This window comes from Cytobacillus stercorigallinarum (assembly GCF_014836495.1).
Classification (GTDB): Bacteria; Bacillota; Bacilli; order Bacillales; family Cytobacillaceae; genus Cytobacillus; species Cytobacillus stercorigallinarum.
The window spans coordinates 163,108-184,252 of sequence record NZ_JACSQT010000004.1; the positions used below are offsets into that span (position 1 = coordinate 163,108).

The following is a 21,145-nucleotide window of genomic DNA, read 5'->3' on the forward strand; positions in this document are numbered from 1 at the left end:
GTATATATAGGATTCCTCTGTATAGAAACCCTACATTTTTAATGGCTTATTTACTGTTATTTAACGTATCAACCAATTGGGCAAGCATTTGTTTCATTTCTTGTTGTTCTTGTTGGTATCGGTTAGCAAGCTCGATTATTTCACTTTCATTGCCTTTAATCATAATAATGACTTGATTAGCGGCCGTTCTTTTTATCACACGATATCCTTGCTGCGAAATTGTCGCTATACCCGCATCATTTGGTAAACAATAACCATTTACTTGACAGCTACCATCATCTCTTACTCTTAATTGTCCCAATAACCCTACTGCAGACCACTCTTGTCTATCTTGTCTTGAAACATAAGGTTGTGATGGATCCCACTTCGTACTAATGATTGGCCTTTTTCCTTTTATAGATGGGACATTATCTCCTCTTTTTGTAGCTGGCAAAGGTACCTCGATATCGGTATACAATCTACGGCCCCAATCATCTAATTCATATTTCCCTTGCCAACTCAAGCTAGCACTATTACCTAACAAGCTTGGGGTCGCACTTGTTATACCTAGAATATAGCTATCAGATGAAGTTGCTTTTCGTATCTTATCACCTTCTAACGTAACAAAGTAACCGACATCAATTGCAGACCCATCTAAACTTTCAAACATCTCCGCTATATCTGCCCCACCAGTGTTATACGTAGCTCCATCAATGTACATTTCACCATTACTAGCTAACCATTTGGCACCAAGGCCTCTTGTCCCTGGAGCTGTTCCGTTGCCAATAAACCATGAATAAGACTCTTCAGCATCACCGTATTGACCCATAATATGAGCGCCCGCTTGATCATTTGTACTTGTTCCAAGTCCCTCAGCATGAGAGTAATCACCTGAAGCTATCGTACTTGCACCTTCCGCATGACTTGCTAATCCACTCGCCACATTGTTAAAACCTTCAACATGAGAACTATTTCCACTTGCTGTGTTAGGTGCAGGCAAGTTTACACCATCTGAACCTCCTTCTGCGTGTGCTGAAAAGCCACTTGCAGTATTTTCAGTTCCTTCTGCATGAGAAGCATTTCCGCTAGCAATTGTACCTAATCCTTCGGCATGAGCATAAGGAGCATCAAATGTTGTGCTAGATAAGTAGCCCTCAGCATGGGAAGCAGTGCCTGCCGCTACTGTACTCTGCCCTTGGGCATGTGCAAAACCTCCTGAGGCAATTGTGGAATTTCCTTCGGCGTGGGAATTGTAGCCAGATGCCTCTGATCCATCACCCTCCGCATGAGACCAAGTACCAGAAGCAACTGTTGAAGTACCTTCCGCATGAGCCGCTTCTCCACTTGCAACGGTTAAATATCCTTCCGCATGAGTATACACACCTTGGGCCTGTGTACTCCCCCCTTCTGCATGAGAGTAAGATCCTATCGCTTGAGTATTGTACCCTTCGGCATGAGTACCAAAGTTACTTGCTACACTTAGAAAACCCTCGGCATGTGCGCCAGAATTGGAGGCAGTTGTTTGAATGCCCTCCGCATGAGCTCCATAAGCTGTTGCATTTGTTGAACCACCTTCGGCATGCGCAGCGATAGCGGTAGCAGAAGTAGATAAACCCTCGGCATGTGCAGCACTACCAGAAGCTAACGTACCATCTCCTTCCGCATGAGAGGCATCTCCACTCGCGGTTGTACCTAACCCTTCTGCATGCGAAGCACCCCCACTTGCTGTTGATTCTGAACCTTCTGCATGCGAAACATCTCCACTTGCACTTGTTTCAGAACCTTCGGCATGAGAGGTTTCTCCACTAGCTGTTGTTGCATAACCCTCGGCATGACTATTATCTCCAACCGCCGATGTATTTGTTCCTTCAGCATGTGCCTCATTTCCAATTGCTGACGTATTAATCCCCTCGGCATGAGAGGCATATCCACTTGCTTCAGTCCCATGTCCCTCAGCGTGTGATACACCGCCCGTGGCCAAACTTTCAAACCCTTCTGCATGGGAGGCTGCCCCTAATGCATTCGTCGAATTTCCCTCCGCATGAGAACCTTCGCCGCTTGCAGTCGTACTAAAACCTTCTGCATGCGCAGCGGTTCCACTTGTATTCGTTTGAGCCCCTTCTGTATGTGAACCAATTCCTGCTGTTACTGTTCCATAACCTTCTGCATGTGAACTATCAGCAATCGCCATATTCCCAAAGCCTTCCACATGGGATGCTGTGCCTAAAGCTTCCGTCGAATTCCCCTCCGCATGGGAGGCTTGCCCACTCGCTAGTGTATTAAACCCTTCACTATGTGCGGCGACCTCCGTCGCATTAGTACTTGAGCCTTCCACATGAGAAGCTGCACCTGTTGCTGTTGATGCATAACCCTCGGCATGTGATGTCTCACCAGTTGCTATACTATTATAGCCCTCCGCATGAGATGCTGTGCCAACAGCTTCTGTTGTACTACCTTCCGCATGCGAAGCCACACCACTTGCAGTAGTATTATAGCCACCTGCATCGGAACATGTCCCTAAAGCATTTCTATTACAATCAGCCAAATGTAACACTCCTTTCCACAAGAATTTAATCTTTATCATGATAGTTTATTAAGAAGAGATCATTTTCGTGTGGACAAGTAACCTATTTTTATCACTTTATCTCTTTGGCATTTTCTAAATGTAACCATATTACCGCTCAACTCTTACAAAGCAAAAAAAAACGAAAAAATGATATATGAAGCAACATTTTTTCGTAAAATCTCATTACTCTTTTATATATATATCTTGTAGCTTAAGTACCTTCAAAGATTCTTCCCATTCAGTGATAGACCACTTTTTGCAAACTTTCTGCAACTCCTCTGGTGTATCCACCGTACACATCAACTCTAAACTATTGCCGTCCGGGTCTTTAAAATAAACTGACGCATTACTTTGATGTGATCGAATAAATGGAGCCACCGACTTTCTGTTGCCAAAGGGTACGGCTTTTATCCCCTTTGTTTCTAACCATTTTAATGAACGCTTTAAATTTTCATAGGAAACCCGAAAGGCAACATGTCTAACAGAAGGATGATAGGGCAACTTGTACTCTTCTCCTTGCCATAGCCCTAACCAACTTTTATCCTTTTCAATCCAGAGAAATACTGTCTCTTCATCCCTTAATGCCACTTCTAACCCTAGATTCGTATAAAATTCAATCGCGTCATCTAGATTTTTGACTGGTAAATGAGCTTCATACAGACCTTCTATCATTGCATCATCAGTCCTCCTTTATCTAGTTATATTTTCAATCAAAAGAGAACAAATCGCGACCGATCAAAGCTGTATCTTACTTACGACTTTTGATGGAGAGCGGACTTTACCAGTATGCCACTTTCTTGAACAACCTCCAACCCTCATCCCCCTCTAGTCCCGCCACGATTTCTCTGGGCGATCTGGTGGAAAGCCATTTGTTCTGCGATACGCCTTCCTCTCATCCGTGAACTCAAACCATTTTTTAGGAAATTCCTTATTGTTAGCGAAATGAATGACACAGCGAATTTGATCTTCCACACAACCATCCGTCCTCACACCCATTTCCTTTTCCAACAGATCAAATAGTTTTCCCGGGTCTTCATTCTTTATATCTTCTAAACAATAGATTTGGAGATATCGAACAAGTTTATCCGCTAATTCAAAACCAATCGAGGGCACCAATTGAAAGCCTGCCCATCCCTTAATCTTTCGTGCCCTTTCATCTGATATATTTAAATGCTGACCGATTTCTTTTATCGCAAGTGTATGGATTTGGCTGACCTTCAATCTGGCCTTTCGAAGTTCAGACCTTTCATCCGCCGTTAAAGGTAATTTAGGTTGATAAGATGGCATCGACTTCCTCCTTACTGGTATTCATTTAAGGTTATTGGTTTATATCCTTTTCGTTTTTTATAATGATCAAGTGTACCCATCTCTAAGTTAGCTACCATTTCCATTATCTCTAAATCTCTTCTTGTCACAACAGGATCCGCCGCATTCCAGCGAACCGTGCGAATGAAATAATACGTTTTAATTGGGTGAAAGACTACTTTTGAATGGGGGAAAGCATCGAAAGTAAATTCAAGCGCTCCCCGTTTTTTATAAGAATAGGAAAGAATATTCATTGTGTGGATCCATCCCTTTGTTTTTAAGTCGTACAATTCTTTACCCTTATACGAAAAGGCTTCAATCCCTTTTAACACTTTTTCCTCTCATTCTTTAAGCAGCCTATCTTCTTCACGCTTTCGGTAATAGCCTAACTGACTCCAAATACGCCAACATGCGAAGGTCATCATTGATCGGATAAGAGAATCGAAAGTGATTAGCCACGTCTTGAGCTAACGCACGAAACAATTCGCATGTGGTCATGACCGCTTCCCACATATTTTCCTCATCTCCATTACTATAAGTTCTTTTGTACATCTCCCAGTAATCAGGAGGAAGATAACATTTATAATATTTTCCTAACTTACCAGTGGAAATGCGAAATTCATTTTGAATACCGATCCACCAGTCGACCATTTTGTTTAACGCGTCTCTTATGTCCGTGTTAAACATGGCTTGAGCATATGGCAACTCATCTCGCCAAATGCCTTTCGCCACATTTTGTAAACACCACCAGAAGTTATTTGTATAAGCATCATATTCACCTTCGCTCGGTGTTTGCACGTGATAATCGACATCAGTTGGAGAAGGAATAATAGGCAAGTACGCACCTTTATCCAATAAAGGAACAGTCAATTTATCTCCCCCATATTCATCTCGCATCGCTTCCTTCGTTTGAAAGCGAAGATCGATACGATTGCCGTCTGTAAATAGCATGAGGAAACCATAACTCTTGAAGTCTGGCACTATACCTTTACCAAAATCATTTTTATCCGGTTCTTGCTTCATCATCAACTCGCCAAAAGAGGCGATCCAATTTTGATTTTTAATAAAAGGCTCAGTATCTTCAACGACATAAACAATATCATAATCTTGAAACTGGTCTCTTGGGACATTTCTATTTGTTCTGGAACCGTTCATATAGACAGCAAAAATCCTTTCTTCGTTTTTTGCAAAGTCTATAATGGTAGCCATCATTTCTGTTTCAGACCTCATTACTTCACCACCCATGTATGGGTTCTTTATTTGCTAAGAGAAGTCCTGCTTTGCAACAATCATTCAGCAAGGGATTGCGCTTGTAATCTCGCTAATTCTTTGTCAATGTTCTCGACATCAATGCGGGCAAATAATGGTTCAACTGGTGCAGTGAGCGTCACACCATTCAAAACAACTTCTTTCCATCTCTGTTCTTGGACATTAAGCAATTCGAATACCTTTTCACTTGAAAACGGTAAAAAAGGAGAAAGCAACTGAGCAAGGTTAGCAATCAAATAAACACAGTTAGCTAATGTTTTTTCACAAGACCCTTGATTCTCATGCCATTGTTGCCATGGCTTTTGCTCATCAAAATATTTATTAGATTTTCGCACATAGGCGAATATATTCTCTAGTGCTTGCTTCATGCTTCCTTGTTCAATAAGGTTTCCAACTTCTTGATATAAGCAGTTCATTTCGGCTTTTATCTTTTCATCTATATCCATCGTTGTAATGACACCGGCAAATGATTTTTCAATAAATTTCAACGTACGATTCACGAAATTCCCATATGCACCAAGCAATTCGCTATTATGGCTATAGATAAACTCTTTCCAAGAAAAGTCGGCATCGCGATTCTCCGGTGCATTAATCGTAAGAAAGTAGCGAATCGAATCTGGTTCATATCTTTCTAAAAAGTCTGGCACCCAAACAGCCCAATTTTTACTCGTCGATAACTTCTTTTTTTCTAAAGTAACATATTCATTGGAAATCACCCTTGTCGGCAATGCCGCTACTCCTATTCCTTGTAAAATGGCGGGCCAGATTACTGTGTGGAACGGGATATTATCTTTTCCGTGTACATAATACGAGGTTGTTTCACTTGACCAAAAATGCTGATCGTCCTGATTGTTTTCTTCTGCCCACTTTTTACTTGCCGAATAATAGCCTGAAACCGCCTCAATCCATACATACACCTTTTTATCTTCATAACCAACAACAGGAACACTGACACCGATTGGTAAATCCCTTGAAATTGCACGGTCCTGCAAGCCTTCACGTAAATATCTCTTCGTTAATTGGAGCGCATTATCTCGCCATAAATGTTGCTCTTCGGCTCGATGTGTATATTTTTCCAAATCAGCTTGTAAGTCACTTAGTGCAAAATAAAAATGTTCTGTCTCCCTTGTCGTCGGTGTGTGACCACAAATTTTACAGCTGCGTTCATGAAGTTCAAGTGGCTCTAAGATTGTTGCACAATGATCACATTGATCACCTCTGGCAGGTTCACTACATACTGGACATAACCCTTCCACATAACGGTCTGGCAAGAACTGCTGACAATCGTCACAATAGGTTTGCTCTACCTTTCGCTTGTAGATCAAGCCTTTTTCTAAAAGCGCTAAAAATATTTCTTGTACCACATGATGGTGATGAGCTGTATCTGTTCTTGTATAAATATCATAGGAAAAACCTAATTGCGTAAAGCAATCAACAAACTCCCGGTGATAGTAATCTGCTATCACCCGAGGCTCAACCCCCGCCTGTCTTGCTTTCACAGTAATCGGTGTACCATTACAATCACTGCCTGAAGCATATAGCACTTTTTCTCCTTTCAAACGATAATATCTTGCCAAAATGTCTCCAGGTAGCAAACTTGAAACATGACCAAGATGCAATGATCCATTTGCATAAGCCCACGCCCCACCAATAAAAATACTCATCTTCTATTCCCCCTAAGTTGTTAGCCTGATTGATTGAGACAGGACTGCAAACAAAAAACCTCGCCCCATAGCTATTTCTAGCTAAGGGCGAGGTTTACACCACGCGTTACCACCTTATTTTACAAATAGGTTACCCTACTTGCCTCATCAAGTACGCCAGTCCCAATCGGCCTTTATACTGTGACATTGATAACGAGTGCCAAAACTCGGTGTAGCCTACTTATACTTATAAACAAGTATGTTCAGTACACAGCTCAGAGACCATTTTTCGAATGATTGCTTTTTGCTTCTTCTCAGCTACCGAAGCTCTCTGATAAAAAAACGACACATTCTACTTTTTCTCTTCATTGCCTTTAGTTGAAAAATATTAAAGTCATTGTAATCAGTAGGCTTATAAAAGTCAATAGTTAAAATCGGGTGGGGCACCTTTAATGATTACTTTCTTTACAGTTTGATAAAAATTGGCGGAGGATAACTTATTTAGAATCTTAATAAATAAATCAGAGTATATAAGATCCTAATGAAAAAATAGGGGGAACCATCTTGACCATTGAATCTATCATCACTGACGGTTTTTAATGGGTAAGCAAATTTTTTGGAGGTTGCTGAAAACACTTTTTTCATTCGTTACTTTTCTTATAGCGTAAGTAACGAATGAAAAAAATCAGGATCGTCCCGATAACCAACAGCCCATTTGGGATGAAGTACCACTCACTTGAAATTGTCGTAAATAACACGGTAGTTAGGGCAATTAAAGGGAACATACTGAAGACAAATAGGCGGACAATTGGGTTTTTCCAATTTAGTTCAAACCGCTTCACCTGCTCTCCCTCCTTTGTTTTTGTTTATAGATATCTATTCTTTTCTAGTTCCAACCGGCGATTGATTCCTCTCATTAAGATAGAGAGAGAAAAATGCCAACAGCCCGCCTAATAATGCTAAGGTTACTGTCATATTCATTATATCCATCACTAGGTATCCTCCTAGATCCATTAAAGTAAGTGTTTCTCAGTATGTTACAAGTAATTCTAACCACTTATGATGTGGCATATGTAATTGAATCGCTGTTTGTAGCCATTTTTTCTGTTCAGAAGATAAGGAATCGACCACTCGAAGGAAGTCCTCTTGATCCTTCGCTCTCGTATCTTTCGCTTTATATAACAACACCACTTCGGGACTCAAATAAGGAATGCCTTCTTTGTGTACAGACTTCATTTTTTCAAATGAATAATGAATACGCTCATCTCTTCTAAAGATCCAATCATTATGTTGGATTTCATTTAACAATACCTCTAATGAAGTACCATCTATAACGTTCTGGCAATGAATTTCATGAATCGGTAGCTGTAAGTTTTCCCCTTTCCAAGTAACTAGTTCACCATTCACCGCCTTCTGAAATGTCCATTTGTTAAGGTGATTTTTTACATGTGCTTGATCATGACGAAATACAGCGATTTCAATATCTTTATGTTCCCTCGTCTTTTGGCCAATATGCAAATCAATCGCCCAACCACCCGCAATAAACCACGGTTTATCAAACCCCGACATAAGATTCCTTATTCTATGACAAAGTTGGAACTCCGTCATAATTTCAACTCCATATATAAAGTTCCTGCTACCGGATTGTACGTATATGGCGGAATCTCATAAAATCCAATGGCGCGATAAAGTTTTTGCGCACTCTTCATAGTCGCTAATGTATCGAGTCTCATAGATTCATATGGGATGCCCTTCGCTTCTTCTATCAGTCTTAAAACCAATTCTTTGCCAATACCTAGATTTCTATAAGCTTTGCGCACATACGGTCTTTTCATTTCACAAACCTTGTCTGCTAGCTTACGATAAGCGATACAACCAGCAACTTTACCATCAACAATCGCTAAAAGTATCGACCCATCCGGCGAACCATACTTACCCGGTAAGGAGGCTAGTTCGCCTTCGAAATCTTGAAAATTGAGATCAATCCCCAACGAGTCTGCATATTCTGTAAATAATTCTCGTACAACGGGATAGTTCTCTACTGTTGCACTTTTGTAATGGACAACAGCATTTTCTTTCATTACTTTCATATTATCTACTCCTTATCCACTAGTGTTCTACCACCTAATTCCCGTTTAAGTACCAATCAAAGATTTATCAGTCATCTTCTCTCAACCTTATTGTGACAATAAAAATAAGGACCGTACCATGGGGATTCATGTGGCCTAATATATGTCCAAGTAAAATCAACATCCACCACATAAATATCTCTTTCTCTCTCGAAATCAATCGCCTTGAGTGATGTTACCCGATCAATGATATACGCAGCATCCTCCATCTCGTAAAAAATATAACAAGACATATTTTTCATTTGTTCTAACCTTCCTCTAGCCTGTTCTCCTTCTAGACAAACGACTGTCTCATAACTAAAAACATGCCATAGAAACCCACATATTCTCTCTTTATCATATAAATGAATCGCTTCTTTTTCACTCTTATTCAAGTGACTAGCAAAAGACTGTTCCCAGCGATATTGTAAATAAGGGCCCCATTTCGGTATCTCGGTTACTTTTACTCCCCGATCTCTCAATCTTGTTACTAAATCCACCACTCCATCACTCCCGATCCGCTAACAAGAAAACCTCACCCGTATGGGCATCAACCCCATACGAACTATCAATCATTGCACCTAAAATATATTTCTGCGTGTCATCATCATACACATAACAAGGTTTTAATTCGATGAATTCTTTGATTTTTTCATAGGCTTCTTCTTTTGATAGAACGACCTCTTCCGGGCTATCATACGTTTTAAATTGATCAGATAATAACTGGTTATCTATATAAGTGATCACCTCTAATGAATGAGGATCGATGATTACTTTCAGTTTCCGCTGGAAAATAAACGAGTGGCTCTTACTTCCTTTTAAATTGGCGTGAATATAACCAGTATCGCGATTGAAAGAAGTTAATAACCATTCCCCTGAATACGCTGGATATACTTGTCTTAAAAACGTTTTAACGACGTCAATATAAGCAGTACCTTCACTTTCATTAATCGGTTCTATATCAGCACTAGGTTCATTCGTAAATGCCTGTTTTGCTGAAATATCTTCAATCAACACCAACTCACTCTGAGTGAAGTGATTTTGTAACGGCTCCGACCAAACCAATAACTCTTCTAATTCAATACGCCCACCTCTATCGGTAAAACCTTCAAAAGGAATGGTTTTCGAAAGGTCATTGGTTATATAGATTTCCTCTAAAGCATAAGTGGGATAGATTTTTTCATCCTTAAAGGAAGGATCATGTATCAGTCGGATTTGTGCTTGGGCAGTTTTTTTCACTTGCTTAACGGTCAGTGTATATTCCTCTTCTTTCACTACTTCTTCAGTTGGGAATTGCCCATAAACACTATAAAAAACGAGTTCCCCATCACTATTTAATTTCAGTTCAATATAACCAGGCGGAGATATGTCTATCCCTTTATAACATTCTTTAAAAACGTACTTGCCCCCTTTATGAGAATCCAGTTGAAACTGCCTACCATATATTAAATTCGTTTCCGCTTCTATCCATTTAATGATGCTCTCTACATCCCGCTGTTGAAAAACAATGCCAGCCTTTGCATACGTTTCTCCCCCGACAAAAATAGCCGATTCTACCTGGTTTGTTGACAAATCGATCGCAATGACAGCCGTTCCTTCAGGATTAAGATCTTCTTCAACAATACTTGCCTCTTTAGGGAACCACTCCATACAAAATTGGTAAACCGTTTCATTGAACAGTGTTACACGGCGACTGTAACTGCTACGTCCTAAATCATAATGAGCTAGGCCGAACTTTAATCTTGTCCATTCTATTATTTTCTCCTCTTGTTCATTCACTATCACTTCACAAGCATCTCCCTTAACGAATTTGTCATATCCCCCGTAGTCAAAAACGTCTGTCCGTCACTAACCATATACATAAGGACACTCGGTTCATCTTGTTCTCCTACCCATAAATGAATGGCATGAGTAGGCAAATCCTTTTTATACTCAACCATTACATCATAATCAGGTAGTTGTTCATTTATTACTGTTGGCTCTTGTACAGCTGTTAAAATAACTTTTTCCATTGTTTTTATGCCTGCATCTTCTTTGATAGAAAAAAGAATAGTTTCATTCATTTCCCCCACCCCTTTGGATGTTGAAAAATGAATAGCTTTAATGGGCTCGTCCAATAACACCATCGGCTCTCCTTTTACACAACCGATGAGGATGAATGCGCTTAAAACAATAGCGATGTATAGGCTTTTCATACTTACTCCTTCACACATATATAAACTGGAAATATATGCTTATTATCATACAATGGAACACAAAAAAGAGCCACACTTCATGTGACCCTTTACATAATAAAAATAATGATCAATCCTAAGAAAACAAGCAGGATCGTACCAAGTAATGCCGCATAAAAAATCTGCAGGCCCATTTTCTTAAAAGCGGACAGTTCTACATTTAACCCTAAGCCCGCCATTGCCATTGCTAATAACAGATACGACCCACTAATAAGCCATTGAACAAGTTCAGCCGGCAACCACCCCATCGTATTGATGGCACTCATCGCAAGAAAACCGAAGATAAACCATGGAATTGGCAACTTGTTCTTTGTTCCCCTCTCTTGACTTTCCTTCTTCTTCATAAAATAGCCGATAAGAATGGCCACTGGCACGAGTAAAATCACTCTTGTCAGTTTGACAATAATGGCGATATTCTCTGCCTCCACACCACCAACAGAAGAAGCTGCTACAACGTGAGCAATCTCATGCAGGGTTCCACCAGTTAACATACCAAATTGATAGTCGGTTATTGGTAAAACCGGAAACAGGAAAGTATAAAGTAGGGTGAATAGGGTACCAAGCACAGCAATCACACCGACACTGACCGCTGTCACACTTTCTTTCGCCTTGACAACAGATGCAATCGCTACAATTGCAGCCGCTCCACAAATGGCCGTTCCACACGCCGTTAATAAACTTAATGTTTTATCAACATGAAGCATACGGGCAAAACTATAAACAGCAAGAAGGGTAACACCTAACAAGAAAGCCGCATAAAGAAAAGTACTAACACCTGCATGAGCTAAATCGGATAAATTAAGGCGCAATCCTAACAAGATAATGCCTAGTCTTAATAATTTTTTACTGGAAAAATCAACGCCAACTTTATATGAACGGTTCCAACCAATCGTATGTGACCAAATTATGCCTAGCAAAATGGCTAAAACGAGCTGACCGATAATCGTCAGGTAAGGTAGTTTAGCGAGAAGCCCAGCCATAAAAGCAATAATCAATGTCGTCCCTATTCCAAAATAAAAGGAGCCTGTTCTCAAAGATGCTTTTAAATCCATTGCTGTCTCTCCTTTCTCTATTACAGTATAGTTTTGTCCTTTTTATTTCGGAAATAAATATATATAATAATACTTATTCATTTTATTAATAAATGGGGTGGCCATGATGCATATGGAGGAACTTGAGACGTTTCTTGTCCTCGCACGGGAAAAAAATTTTACGAAAACAGCTAAACAAAGGGCGTTATCTCAGCCAACCGTTAGTGTCCATATAAAAAACCTGGAAAATGAATTTGCGACCTCGCTCATTCAGCGCACAACAAAAAAAGTCCACTTAACAGCCGAAGGGGAACTTTTTTATAATCAAGGCTTAAAAATATGGGAAGTCTATCAGCAGCTGAAAGAAACATTATATGAGAAAAAACAAGTCGCCTCAGGGCTCATACGAATCGGAGCTAGCTTTACAATTGGTGAATACATTTTGCCGAGCGTGATCGCACAATTACAAGCAACTCATGAGCAATTATCCTTTCATGTGACGATTGGTAATACAGATCAGATGATTAATAGTGTCAGGCGGTTAGAAGTAGATATCGGCTTAGTGGAAGGGCAAACCTATGCGAAAGAGGTTGTCCAAACGTCCTTTGCAGAAGATCGTTTAGTAATTGTTTGTTCACCTGCCTATGCAGAAAGTTTTCATTCGATAGCAGATTTACATGATCAAGAGTGGATTATCCGTGAAGAAGGTTCGGGGACAAGGCAATCATTTGACCATCTAATTGAAGCTCATCAAATTAGGGTCAAATCCACCTTCATCATCAGCTCTACCCAAGGAATAAAAAGTAGCGTAAAAAGCGGACTAGGACTCGCCTTACTATCCGAGGCAACCATACAAGAGGAATTAACATACGGTCTATTGAAGATTGTACCGATAGATGGCCTTTATGCAAAACGAGCCTTTTCTTATATCCTGACCAAAGGAACGAACCTTAATCGCAATACGCAATTATTGGTCGATACGTTGAAATATGGTGCAGAAGCTTAGAGGAGTACATCCACTCTGTGGAATTTTAAACAAACGTTAGATTGAACGTGAACAATGTACTTTTTGTCTCGAAAATACCATTTAAAATATATTAACTTCCTCACACTCCCCTCGTTTCTAACACAAAAGAATACTACTCTCCCTTCATCGTCGTATTTAAAAATAAAATGCTGGCATCCACTAGTATATATGTAAGAAGAGAGCAAGAATAATGAAAAGGTCATTAGAGTTTCTTGTTATTATTTGTGAGGGAGGGTAACAGCTTTGAAAAAAGTGAAGCTAATCATGGATACCATTGATTATATCGAAGCTCATCTATCAGAGAAAATGAACCTAGCAGTTGTAGCACATGCCTTACATTATTCGAAGTATTATCTGCACAGGGTATTTTCGCAAACAGTAGGTATGACCATTCATGATTATGTGCAACGAAGAAAGTTAACTGAGGCAGCAAAGATGCTTGTATTCTCCGATAAATCTATTCTAGAAATCGCATTGGTTGCTGGTTACGAGAGTCAGCAAGCATTTACCACTATATTTAAAGCAATGTATAAGAAATCACCCCTTCAATACCGTGAGGAAAAAGACTATTATCCATTACAGTTACGATTCCAATTTAATCATGAATGGACTCAGACGAGTAAACAATAAAGAATTAGAGAACTTAAGAATAATTAAAGAAGCTACCAAGGATGATGTTCCATCTTGGATGGCTTTTGTAAGCCTCGTAATTGATGGTTTTCCTCACTTGCAAGAAGCAGAGCATAGAAAAGTACTTCAAACATACATTGCGGACAGGCGTGCCTTCATCATGATAGAAAATGGATTAATCATTGGAAATATGTTAATTTCCCACATAAATGGGAGAATTGATTTCCTGGGGGTTCATCCTTTATATAATAAACCAGAGATCATACATCTTTTTATAAAGATGACCGATTTGGCAAATCAGAAAAAAGTCCACATCACGTCTTTTAGAAAAGGAGATAAAGCTGACCTAGGCTACGGAAAAGCATTAATTCAACTTGGTTTTAATGAAGCAGAACTTCTGACTGAATTTGGTTACCCTACTCAGCAAATGGTTTTATACCAACAAGGAGACATACATGATTAAGCTAGTCACACTTTATTTATGAAAACTTAAGCATAAGAAAGGAGTGCTATAATGACATCTGATATATTCCAGGAAGAAAATATACGATTAAAAGAAATGATTAGGCATTTGGAAGAAGAAAAGGATTACATCAATCGTAAAATTAAAAAAGATGATGAAGATTATCATGATTTAAAGCATTATTTATCCGAGTTTACTGCTGATCCGATGGAGATGTACCAAAACTATCGGTCTATGACTAATATTGATAAAACAATTGACTTTTACTATAGTCAATTAAATAAAGTAAAAAAGCTTTTAGAATCACCTTATTTTGGTCGTATCGATTTTAGATTTGAGGATGGCGATGAAATAGAAGAATTTTATATTGGAAAGTTCAACTTGGCTGATCGAGATAACGATATTTTAATTTACGATTGGCGTGCTCCGATATCGAGTATGTATTATGAATACGAACTTGGACAAGCTGCTTATGAAGCACAGGTTGGTATGATACATGGTGAAATCAGCCGAAAAAGACAGTATAAAATTAAGGATCAGCAATTGCAGTATGCATTAGAGAGCTCTATGACTATCCAAGATGATGTCCTTCAAAGAGAATTGAGTACAACGTCTGATGATCGAATGAAAACAATTATATCAACCATACAGAAAGAACAAAATAAGATTGTACGAAATGAATCTGCTCATACTCTCGTCATTCAAGGAGTTGCTGGTTCAGGAAAATCAGCCATTGCTCTACATCGCATTGCCTACTTGCTTTACAAGCACAAAGAAAAGCTATCGTCTGATCAGATCACAATCATATCACCGAATAAAATATTTGCTGATTTTATAGCGAATGTTTTGCCGGAACTGGGTGAAGACCCAGTTCGTGAACAGACATTTGATGATATTGCCACAGCTCTTCTTCCAAAGAATATAAAAGCTGAATCTTTATACGAACAAACCAAAAGAATCATAGAGGAACCTCATTCTAACTATACGCTTCGAGTAAAACTAAAATCCTCATTAGCTTATTTTAAGCAATTGAGCAATTATATAAAGAATATTGATTCAAACATCTTCCAACCGGATGAAAATATGCATTTTGGAGATACGATCATAACAAAGGAATACCTTTTATCAAGATTCCAAAGTTATAATAACCTCCCAGTAAAACAACGGTTGGATGAGTTATCTAATGATGTCTTAGACATTTTAAAGAAGAGTAAAGCAGCAGAAATTAAAAAAATCCCTTCAAAAATAGACTTAAGAAAAAGACTTAGCAGCTATTTAAAATTTAGTGATGCCCAATCTATATATATACATTTCTTTAATGTGATAAATCATGCTGAAGCACTAAATTGGAATAAAGAAAGACTAGAATATCAAGATGTCTTTCCATATATCTATTGTATCTACTATTTCGAGGGAATTGAGTCGTTTGACTTAGTTAAGCATTTAGTTATTGATGAAATGCAAGATTACAGTCCCGTTCATTACGCTGTAATCAATAAAATATTTAGGTGCAAGAAAACGATCTTAGGTGATTTTGGTCAAATGTTGAATCCTTTTAGTTTAAATTCCGATCAATCATTCAGTAACATATTTGATAGAATGGAATTCGTAGAACTGAATAAAAGTTATCGATCCTCTTATGAAATTATCGCTTTTGCGAAGCAATTTATGCCAGATTACTCCATCGAAGCAATTGATCGCCATGGCGAAAAGCCAGAAATCATATCGTATACAAATCAGCATTCTTTGATTGATGAATTACGAAGATTGATCGGCCAGTTCCAAAATAACTCGTTTAATCGTTTAGGTATCATCTGTAAAAGCGAAGCACAAGTAAATCAATTATATGATGAATTAAAACAGTTTTTTACACTTAATAAACTAAGTGATACCAGTGAAACATTTGAGCAAGGGATAACCGTAACAACAATCCAATTAGCTAAAGGATTAGAATTTGATGAGGTGCTTATTCCTTTTGCAAATGCTGATGTATATAAATCTAAATTTGACAAAGGCTTATTATATATCGCAGCAACTAGAGCGATGCATAAGTTGACTGTACTGCACAAGAAAAGCGAATTAACTCCTTTAATTAAAAACGAGTAACAACCGACCCCATTCTATAAATGAACTGCACCCTATCTGTTAGACATGATCTAACAGTGGAGGTTCAGTTTTATTTTGTTTAAGCAAATTGATGAATTGTTGTATCAGCTTGTTCTTATTAGGTCCAAATGTAGTTTTCGAAAAAATATTTTAATGTATCAACAATCGATCTGTAAGGTTAAAGCTATAAGCATTCTAATAATAATATGTTTAGACTCTTACTAATTTCATATAGTTAAAAAGGAAAAATAAGTTATTCGACTACATGGTCAGTTAATGGTAAGATAAGATTAAGAAATAACCCAAGGGGGGATGAACTTTGGCAAGACCTGTAGGACAGACTTCAACTAGGAAAGATATCATTACAGTTGCCCAAGACTTATTTGCAAAAAAGGGATATACAGCCACTTCTATGGATGACATACGTACAAAGATGAATGTAAGCAAAGGAACGTTATATTATCATTTTAAGAAAAAAGAGGACTTATTTCTTGAGTGTGTAAAAGTAGCATCTGAAGATTGGTTTTTAGAGTGGGCGGAACAATCAAAACAAGTAAAAACTGCTACGGATAAACTATATTTATTAGGAAAAATTTACGCTATGGATACCAAAAATTCTCTTTCAAGTACAATACCAGAATTTTTAGGAGCAGAACACTTTGAATTGAGTGCAATAAAAAAAGAATTATTAGATTTAATAAAGCCCGAATATACAGCGTTTGAGCAAGTTATTCAAGAAGGTATTGAAAACAAGGAATTTAACGAGGGGATGAATAAAGAGAATCTAGTCTTTATTTTATACACTACATTAACAGGACTTAGTGTTGCTCATTCAGTTTATATAGAAGATGACAATTCTAAGGTCGAGAACATGTTTAGAGAAGCAATAGCATACTTTATAAACGGCATAAAATAAAGCAGCTTTATTTTATGGGAGGTTACTTTTATGTCAATTAAGATAATAGATTTAAAACGTAAAGACTTTAATAAGGCTAGAAAATTTGCGATTAAAGGAATGAATTTGTCATGGTATACAACGAATGCTGTCGAACTTTATTTTTATAGTTTGTACTTTTGGTATGATGGAATTTCAAAAGCAACCAGAGCATTAGGGGCTTATAAAGATGATGAATTAGTTGGTGTGTTACTCGTCAATATGAAGGGAGAGCAAAAATATTATTCATCATTATGGTCGAAGCTCTTTCTAAAGCTAACATCATCTATAATTAATCAAAATTACGAATCTAGAGGTAGTGAGTACGATCACGTCAACATGAAAATGTTAGAAGAACTAAAAAGAACAGAACAAGTAGATGGGGAATTAAATTTCTTTGCTGTCAATCCAGAGATAAAAGGGCAAGGCATTGGCACAAAATTGTTAAAGGAACTAGAAAAGTTAGAATCCGGGAAAAAAATTTATTTATATTCAGATTCAGGTTCTACCTACCAATTCTATATGCACCGTGGCTTTTTAGAAAAAGGGCGTGAAAATATAAAGGTTGAAGTTGCAAACGAAGAAGTTCCATTAACCTGCTTTTTATTTAGTAAAACCCTGTAAAATAGATTATGTTGGGAACAAAATAATGATGTGTATAAGAAGAGGAAATTTCTTTTCTACATTATTCAGGTGACCAGTCAGTCGAATAATATTGATAAATCTTTTCTATTAAAAACATTAGTAGAAAACAACAATGAAATAGAATATATATATCGGTGCGGAATTGCAGGTTTAAAATTAGCCTTCTATCTAAAGAAAGCGGGAATTCCAAGTTCAATTAGTTTAATCTTTCTTGCCATGAATGGGTATGATCCAATATCATATGTTGGACTCAATTTTCACTGTACTAGCAAGTGCTATCTTTAGCAACTTTCATACTAAAAAAATTGCACCTCCAATTGTTCGATGTGTCTAACAATTGGGGTGCAGTTCAAAAAGATTGGGGTCTTCTCTTTTTATCAATCAATTGTCACTAATCTCCCCCCTTTAGCAACATAACTAAGAGAATTCCCTTTATTTAAAGAAAGAAAGTAACTATCACCCAACCAGAGCAGACTAATAAAAGAACTATATTATGTGTAAAGAGAGACTATCTAGCGGAAATAACTTAGGTATTACCGTTTTGTTTTACTTGATATGGCTCTATATGCTTTATAGAAATATTAAACAGATTAATGAAGGAGGATTTTTGTTTGAATAACTTATGTTTAAGTCTGTTTCATAGCTTTTCTCAAAAATAAATTATCGAGGAGAGTGTAATTAATGAACGTTAATATAATAAAAAATATACTGAACGAACAGTTTGATTTAAAAACTATTCACATGACACAACTTACCGATCATAATATATCTGCAACCTATTATTTAAATACATCTAAAGGAAGTTACCAAAAGAACGAACTTGAACCGCAATACCCAGTTATTAGTTGATGCGTTAAAAAAGGGCACTAAGTCTTACGAAAAGAGCAACAATCATTATCAAACCACTTATTTTTGCGATTTAAACAAACGTTTGATTGAATTGTGTGGGCGAGGGAGATCCGCACAAGCGACTCCCTGTAACCGTATTTCCCCTATTTAAATAGCTGGATAATTGCTCGCGGAACGGCAAAAATATAGTCTGCTATTGTCATCGTATTTTCGACCTTGTCGAACTTCTCTTCGAATCGATCACGATATTTCGTTAAATGATTCGTTACGATCTCTCCTTGAATCGGTTCCACACCATTTTTAAAACGAATGCGAATTGATTTTCCTTTACGAAGATCTCCTGAATCCATGATTTGAAAATGGATATGCGCTTCAGATGAGTTGCCTGAGTTCCCACATTTGCCAAGTAATTGCTTTTGAATAACTTCCTCTCCTTCTTGGACAATGATACTGTCTTTTTTAAAATGAGCAATCATACTATATTCCTTATGCGCATGCTCAATTACAATATAGTTGCCTGGCGGATGCTCTTCATCCATCTGCCCTGGAATATTATCATCAAGACCATCAACCACTTTTATTACTTTGCCATCTTGAGGGGCGATAATTTCCTCTGCAAATGCGTAATAACTCTCATTTTTTTCAGGCCGACCACTATATGTAGAACCATCCTTCACCTTTATTAAATCATACGCGTATCTTTGATGTTCATAAGCGTAATGATAATTAATAAATTCATTTGTACCACCCCAGAATACAAACCATTCATCCATCACTGGCATAATGTATTCATTCTTTGTAAAGACCTTATCTGTTTCTGGAAAGACAAAGTAAGGTTTCATATAGAAACTGACAATTGTATTTTTATCATCAAATCCAACCACTACTGCTTTTGCTTTTGAGTGATCTACCCATACGAACTGATCAATACCTAAGACATTCGTCCGTGACATAAGCTGATAACTACGCACACCTTCATTAAAGGCTGCGCTCATCTCAATAAATTCTGATAATGAAACCATGCCTTGAAACACTTTTGAAGTGGCTTGGTAAATTTCCTTATACTCTGCTCTTAACCAATAATCTATAAACCTATCAGGATCCATTGACCCGACCATACCCTCTACCCCCGTAAGTTTTATTAAGATGAAAAAATTAAACGATTCTCAAGAAATATTTTGCAATTAACAGTAAAGAAACCGCCTATAGTTACTTTAATTCTACGTGAATCTTCTAACTTACCTTTCAAACCTCCCCTTAATGCTAGACCTAAATTTTCATCCTGTAATTCGCCATTTACATACAACTTTTCTCCGTTAATCCAATAATTTTCGATTACTATATGATTTCCATGATGGTTTACTTCAAAAATCAAAAACCTTCTTCATATAAATCACTCCTTGATTATTCTACGACTATCTAGGGAATAAGTTTCACAAATAATCTGTTTTTTCTCTTACCAATAAAAAGATTCTTGAATTCTGAGGAAAGTCATAGTATATTCTTACCGAGGATTAAATTTAATACTTCCACAAGGGGAGCCTAATATGGCTGAGAGTGAGCGAGTTCGTTCTGACCCTAAGAACCTGTTAGATAATGCTAGCGTAGGGATCGTGGTTTTGGATATGAGCAATACTAGGCATCCATCACCGCCTATGTATTGCTTTTTTCATGACAAAAAAGTAATACAGGTTTACTCGTTCGCTTCTCTTTTTCGGAGAAGGAGGAAAAACATGAAACAAAATAAAACACTTTTTATGGTGGAAATCGCTATATTTGCAGCTTTGGCATTATTACTCGATTTTCTTTCGGGACTACTAATGGGTAGATTTTGGCCACAAGGTGGGTCCATCTCACTTGCTATGGTACCGGTTTTCTTAATGGCCTTTCGTTGGGGTGTTAAAGGTGGCGTCTTAACGGGCTTACTATTAGGAGGACTACAAATCTTAACAGGAGCTGTTCCTTTTCATTTCGCCTCATGGATTATTGACTATTTCGTAGCCTTTGCTGTTGTCGGACTCGCAGGCATCTATATGAATAAAGTTGTGCAAAATTATCAAGACGGCCAATTTGCAAGAGCAAATATGTATGTTATTATTGGCGTTTTCTTAGGAAGTTTCTTACGCTTCTTATGCCATTATTTATCAGGCATTATCCTATTTGGCGCCTATGCCCCGGCTGATCAACCTGTCGCACTGTATTCACTCGTATATAACGGAACATATATGCTACCTACCTTTATCGTATGTGCTCTCGTTGTTATCACACTCTACACAACAGCTAATAAAGTACTTTTGAAAAAAGCATATTAATGATTTGGAGGCTCTGAGGGAAACTCAGAGCTTTTTTTCGCAAG

The 21,145-nt window shown here is 37.8% G+C and carries 22 protein-coding genes, 1 riboswitch and 1 other annotated feature; of the genes, 7 read left to right on the forward strand and 15 right to left on the reverse strand.

What is annotated here, in order from left to right; genetic code table 11:
• Positions 1-46: 46 nt before the first annotated feature.
• The 13 genes from H9655_RS10750 to H9655_RS10810 form a co-directional block, all read right to left on the reverse strand.
• Complete coding sequence (locus tag H9655_RS10750) at positions 47-2,524, reverse strand: peptidase G2 autoproteolytic cleavage domain-containing protein (RefSeq protein ID WP_225230564.1); 2,478 nt, start codon at positions 2,522-2,524, stop codon at positions 47-49.
• 204 nt (positions 2,525-2,728) lie between these two features.
• A complete protein-coding gene (locus H9655_RS10755) occupies positions 2,729-3,217 on the reverse strand; it encodes a VOC family protein (protein WP_191813788.1) in 489 nt (162 codons plus the stop codon).
• Positions 3,218-3,370: 153 nt separating this feature from the next.
• Positions 3,371-3,832: a helix-hairpin-helix domain-containing protein gene (locus H9655_RS10760; RefSeq protein ID WP_191813789.1), complete on the reverse strand. Its 462-nt coding sequence runs from the start codon at positions 3,830-3,832 to the stop codon at positions 3,371-3,373.
• 11 nt (positions 3,833-3,843) lie between these two features.
• On the reverse strand, positions 3,844-4,182 hold the full coding sequence (locus H9655_RS10765; protein WP_404826088.1) for a hypothetical protein: 339 nt from the start codon (positions 4,180-4,182) through the stop codon (positions 3,844-3,846).
• Between the two features lie 34 nt (positions 4,183-4,216).
• Complete coding sequence (locus tag H9655_RS10770) at positions 4,217-5,080, reverse strand: aminoglycoside 6-adenylyltransferase (RefSeq protein ID WP_191813791.1); 864 nt, start codon at positions 5,078-5,080, stop codon at positions 4,217-4,219.
• A gap of 59 nt (positions 5,081-5,139) precedes the next feature.
• Complete coding sequence (metG, locus tag H9655_RS10775; protein ID WP_191813793.1) at positions 5,140-6,783, reverse strand: methionine--tRNA ligase; 1,644 nt, start codon at positions 6,781-6,783, stop codon at positions 5,140-5,142.
• Positions 6,784-6,863: 80 nt separating this feature from the next.
• Positions 6,864-7,140, reverse strand: a binding site (T-box leader).
• A gap of 263 nt (positions 7,141-7,403) precedes the next feature.
• Positions 7,404-7,604, reverse strand: coding sequence for a hypothetical protein (locus H9655_RS10780; protein ID WP_191813795.1), 201 nt, complete (start codon positions 7,602-7,604; stop codon positions 7,404-7,406).
• Positions 7,605-7,791: 187 nt separating this feature from the next.
• The gene (locus H9655_RS10785; protein WP_191813797.1) at positions 7,792-8,370 is read right to left on the reverse strand and encodes a nucleotidyltransferase domain-containing protein; all 579 of its coding nucleotides are present in this window, start codon (positions 8,368-8,370) and stop codon (positions 7,792-7,794) included.
• Positions 8,367-8,852, reverse strand: coding sequence for a GNAT family N-acetyltransferase (locus tag H9655_RS10790; protein ID WP_225230565.1), 486 nt, complete (start codon positions 8,850-8,852; stop codon positions 8,367-8,369). Before H9655_RS10790 ends, H9655_RS10785 begins: the two co-directional genes overlap by 4 nt.
• Before the next feature lie 71 nt (positions 8,853-8,923).
• On the reverse strand, positions 8,924-9,370 hold the full coding sequence (locus H9655_RS10795; RefSeq protein ID WP_191813799.1) for a DUF4275 family protein: 447 nt from the start codon (positions 9,368-9,370) through the stop codon (positions 8,924-8,926).
• 7 nt (positions 9,371-9,377) lie between these two features.
• The gene (locus tag H9655_RS10800; protein WP_225230566.1) at positions 9,378-10,649 is read right to left on the reverse strand and encodes a hypothetical protein; all 1,272 of its coding nucleotides are present in this window, start codon (positions 10,647-10,649) and stop codon (positions 9,378-9,380) included.
• A 2-nt stretch (positions 10,650-10,651) separates the two neighbouring features.
• The gene (locus H9655_RS10805; RefSeq protein WP_191813803.1) at positions 10,652-11,065 is read right to left on the reverse strand and encodes a hypothetical protein; all 414 of its coding nucleotides are present in this window, start codon (positions 11,063-11,065) and stop codon (positions 10,652-10,654) included.
• 89 nt (positions 11,066-11,154) lie between these two features.
• A complete protein-coding gene (locus tag H9655_RS10810; RefSeq protein WP_191813805.1) occupies positions 11,155-12,156 on the reverse strand; it encodes a YeiH family protein in 1,002 nt (333 codons plus the stop codon).
• Positions 12,157-12,268: 112 nt separating this feature from the next.
• On the opposite strand from H9655_RS10810, the gene H9655_RS10815 reads away from it, so the two are divergent.
• The 6 genes from H9655_RS10815 (at position 12,269) to H9655_RS10835 (ending at position 17,919) form a co-directional block, all read left to right on the forward strand.
• The gene (locus H9655_RS10815) at positions 12,269-13,141 is read left to right on the forward strand and encodes a LysR family transcriptional regulator (RefSeq protein ID WP_225230567.1); all 873 of its coding nucleotides are present in this window, start codon (positions 12,269-12,271) and stop codon (positions 13,139-13,141) included.
• A gap of 273 nt (positions 13,142-13,414) precedes the next feature.
• Positions 13,415-13,792: a helix-turn-helix transcriptional regulator gene (locus tag H9655_RS22410; protein WP_318245476.1), complete on the forward strand. Its 378-nt coding sequence runs from the start codon at positions 13,415-13,417 to the stop codon at positions 13,790-13,792.
• Positions 13,764-14,255: a hypothetical protein gene (locus H9655_RS22415; RefSeq protein ID WP_225230569.1), complete on the forward strand. Its 492-nt coding sequence runs from the start codon at positions 13,764-13,766 to the stop codon at positions 14,253-14,255. Before H9655_RS22410 ends, H9655_RS22415 begins: the two co-directional genes overlap by 29 nt.
• 51 nt (positions 14,256-14,306) lie before the next feature.
• Positions 14,307-16,361: a HelD family protein gene (locus H9655_RS10825; RefSeq protein ID WP_191813809.1), complete on the forward strand. Its 2,055-nt coding sequence runs from the start codon at positions 14,307-14,309 to the stop codon at positions 16,359-16,361.
• Positions 16,362-16,680: 319 nt separating this feature from the next.
• Positions 16,681-17,277 carry a TetR/AcrR family transcriptional regulator gene (locus H9655_RS10830; protein WP_191813811.1) on the forward strand — a complete coding sequence of 199 codons (597 nt, stop codon included), beginning with the start codon at positions 16,681-16,683 and terminating at the stop codon, positions 17,275-17,277.
• Positions 17,278-17,307: 30 nt separating this feature from the next.
• On the forward strand, positions 17,308-17,919 hold the full coding sequence (locus tag H9655_RS10835) for a GNAT family N-acetyltransferase (protein WP_191813813.1): 612 nt from the start codon (positions 17,308-17,310) through the stop codon (positions 17,917-17,919).
• Between the two features lie 1,013 nt (positions 17,920-18,932).
• Here the strand turns inward: H9655_RS10835 and H9655_RS10840 are convergent.
• Positions 18,933-19,907, reverse strand: coding sequence for a M23 family metallopeptidase (locus H9655_RS10840; protein ID WP_225230570.1), 975 nt, complete (start codon positions 19,905-19,907; stop codon positions 18,933-18,935).
• A gap of 23 nt (positions 19,908-19,930) precedes the next feature.
• Complete coding sequence (locus tag H9655_RS10845; protein WP_191813815.1) at positions 19,931-20,164, reverse strand: hypothetical protein; 234 nt, start codon at positions 20,162-20,164, stop codon at positions 19,931-19,933.
• 149 nt (positions 20,165-20,313) lie between these two features.
• Positions 20,314-20,418: riboswitch (TPP riboswitch) on the forward strand.
• A gap of 104 nt (positions 20,419-20,522) precedes the next feature.
• Between H9655_RS10845 and thiT the strand changes: the two genes are divergently transcribed.
• Positions 20,523-21,101 (forward strand): energy-coupled thiamine transporter ThiT, encoded by a 579-nt coding sequence (gene thiT, locus H9655_RS10850; protein WP_191813817.1) that lies wholly within the window; start codon positions 20,523-20,525, stop codon positions 21,099-21,101.
• Positions 21,102-21,145 lie beyond the last annotated feature (44 nt).

Coding starts and splice junctions, on each gene's coding strand:
- thiT (WP_191813817.1), top strand. CDS start 20,523: ATGAAACAAAATAAAACACTTTTTATGGTGGAAATCGCTATATTTGCA.
- metG (WP_191813793.1), bottom strand. CDS start 6,783: ATGAGTATTTTTATTGGTGGGGCGTGGGCTTATGCAAATGGATCATTG.
- H9655_RS10790 (WP_225230565.1), bottom strand. CDS start 8,852: ATGAAAGTAATGAAAGAAAATGCTGTTGTCCATTACAAAAGTGCAACA.
- H9655_RS10755 (WP_191813788.1), bottom strand. CDS start 3,217: ATGATAGAAGGTCTGTATGAAGCTCATTTACCAGTCAAAAATCTAGAT.
- H9655_RS10840 (WP_225230570.1), bottom strand. CDS start 19,907: ATGGTCGGGTCAATGGATCCTGATAGGTTTATAGATTATTGGTTAAGA.
- H9655_RS10785 (WP_191813797.1), bottom strand. CDS start 8,370: ATGACGGAGTTCCAACTTTGTCATAGAATAAGGAATCTTATGTCGGGG.
- H9655_RS10835 (WP_191813813.1), top strand. CDS start 17,308: ATGTCAATTAAGATAATAGATTTAAAACGTAAAGACTTTAATAAGGCT.
- H9655_RS10805 (WP_191813803.1), bottom strand. CDS start 11,065: ATGAAAAGCCTATACATCGCTATTGTTTTAAGCGCATTCATCCTCATC.
- H9655_RS10815 (WP_225230567.1), top strand. CDS start 12,269: ATGGAGGAACTTGAGACGTTTCTTGTCCTCGCACGGGAAAAAAATTTT.
- H9655_RS10770 (WP_191813791.1), bottom strand. CDS start 5,080: ATGAGGTCTGAAACAGAAATGATGGCTACCATTATAGACTTTGCAAAA.
- H9655_RS10760 (WP_191813789.1), bottom strand. CDS start 3,832: ATGCCATCTTATCAACCTAAATTACCTTTAACGGCGGATGAAAGGTCT.
- H9655_RS22415 (WP_225230569.1), top strand. CDS start 13,764: ATGAATGGACTCAGACGAGTAAACAATAAAGAATTAGAGAACTTAAGA.
- H9655_RS10810 (WP_191813805.1), bottom strand. CDS start 12,156: ATGGATTTAAAAGCATCTTTGAGAACAGGCTCCTTTTATTTTGGAATA.
- H9655_RS10825 (WP_191813809.1), top strand. CDS start 14,307: ATGACATCTGATATATTCCAGGAAGAAAATATACGATTAAAAGAAATG.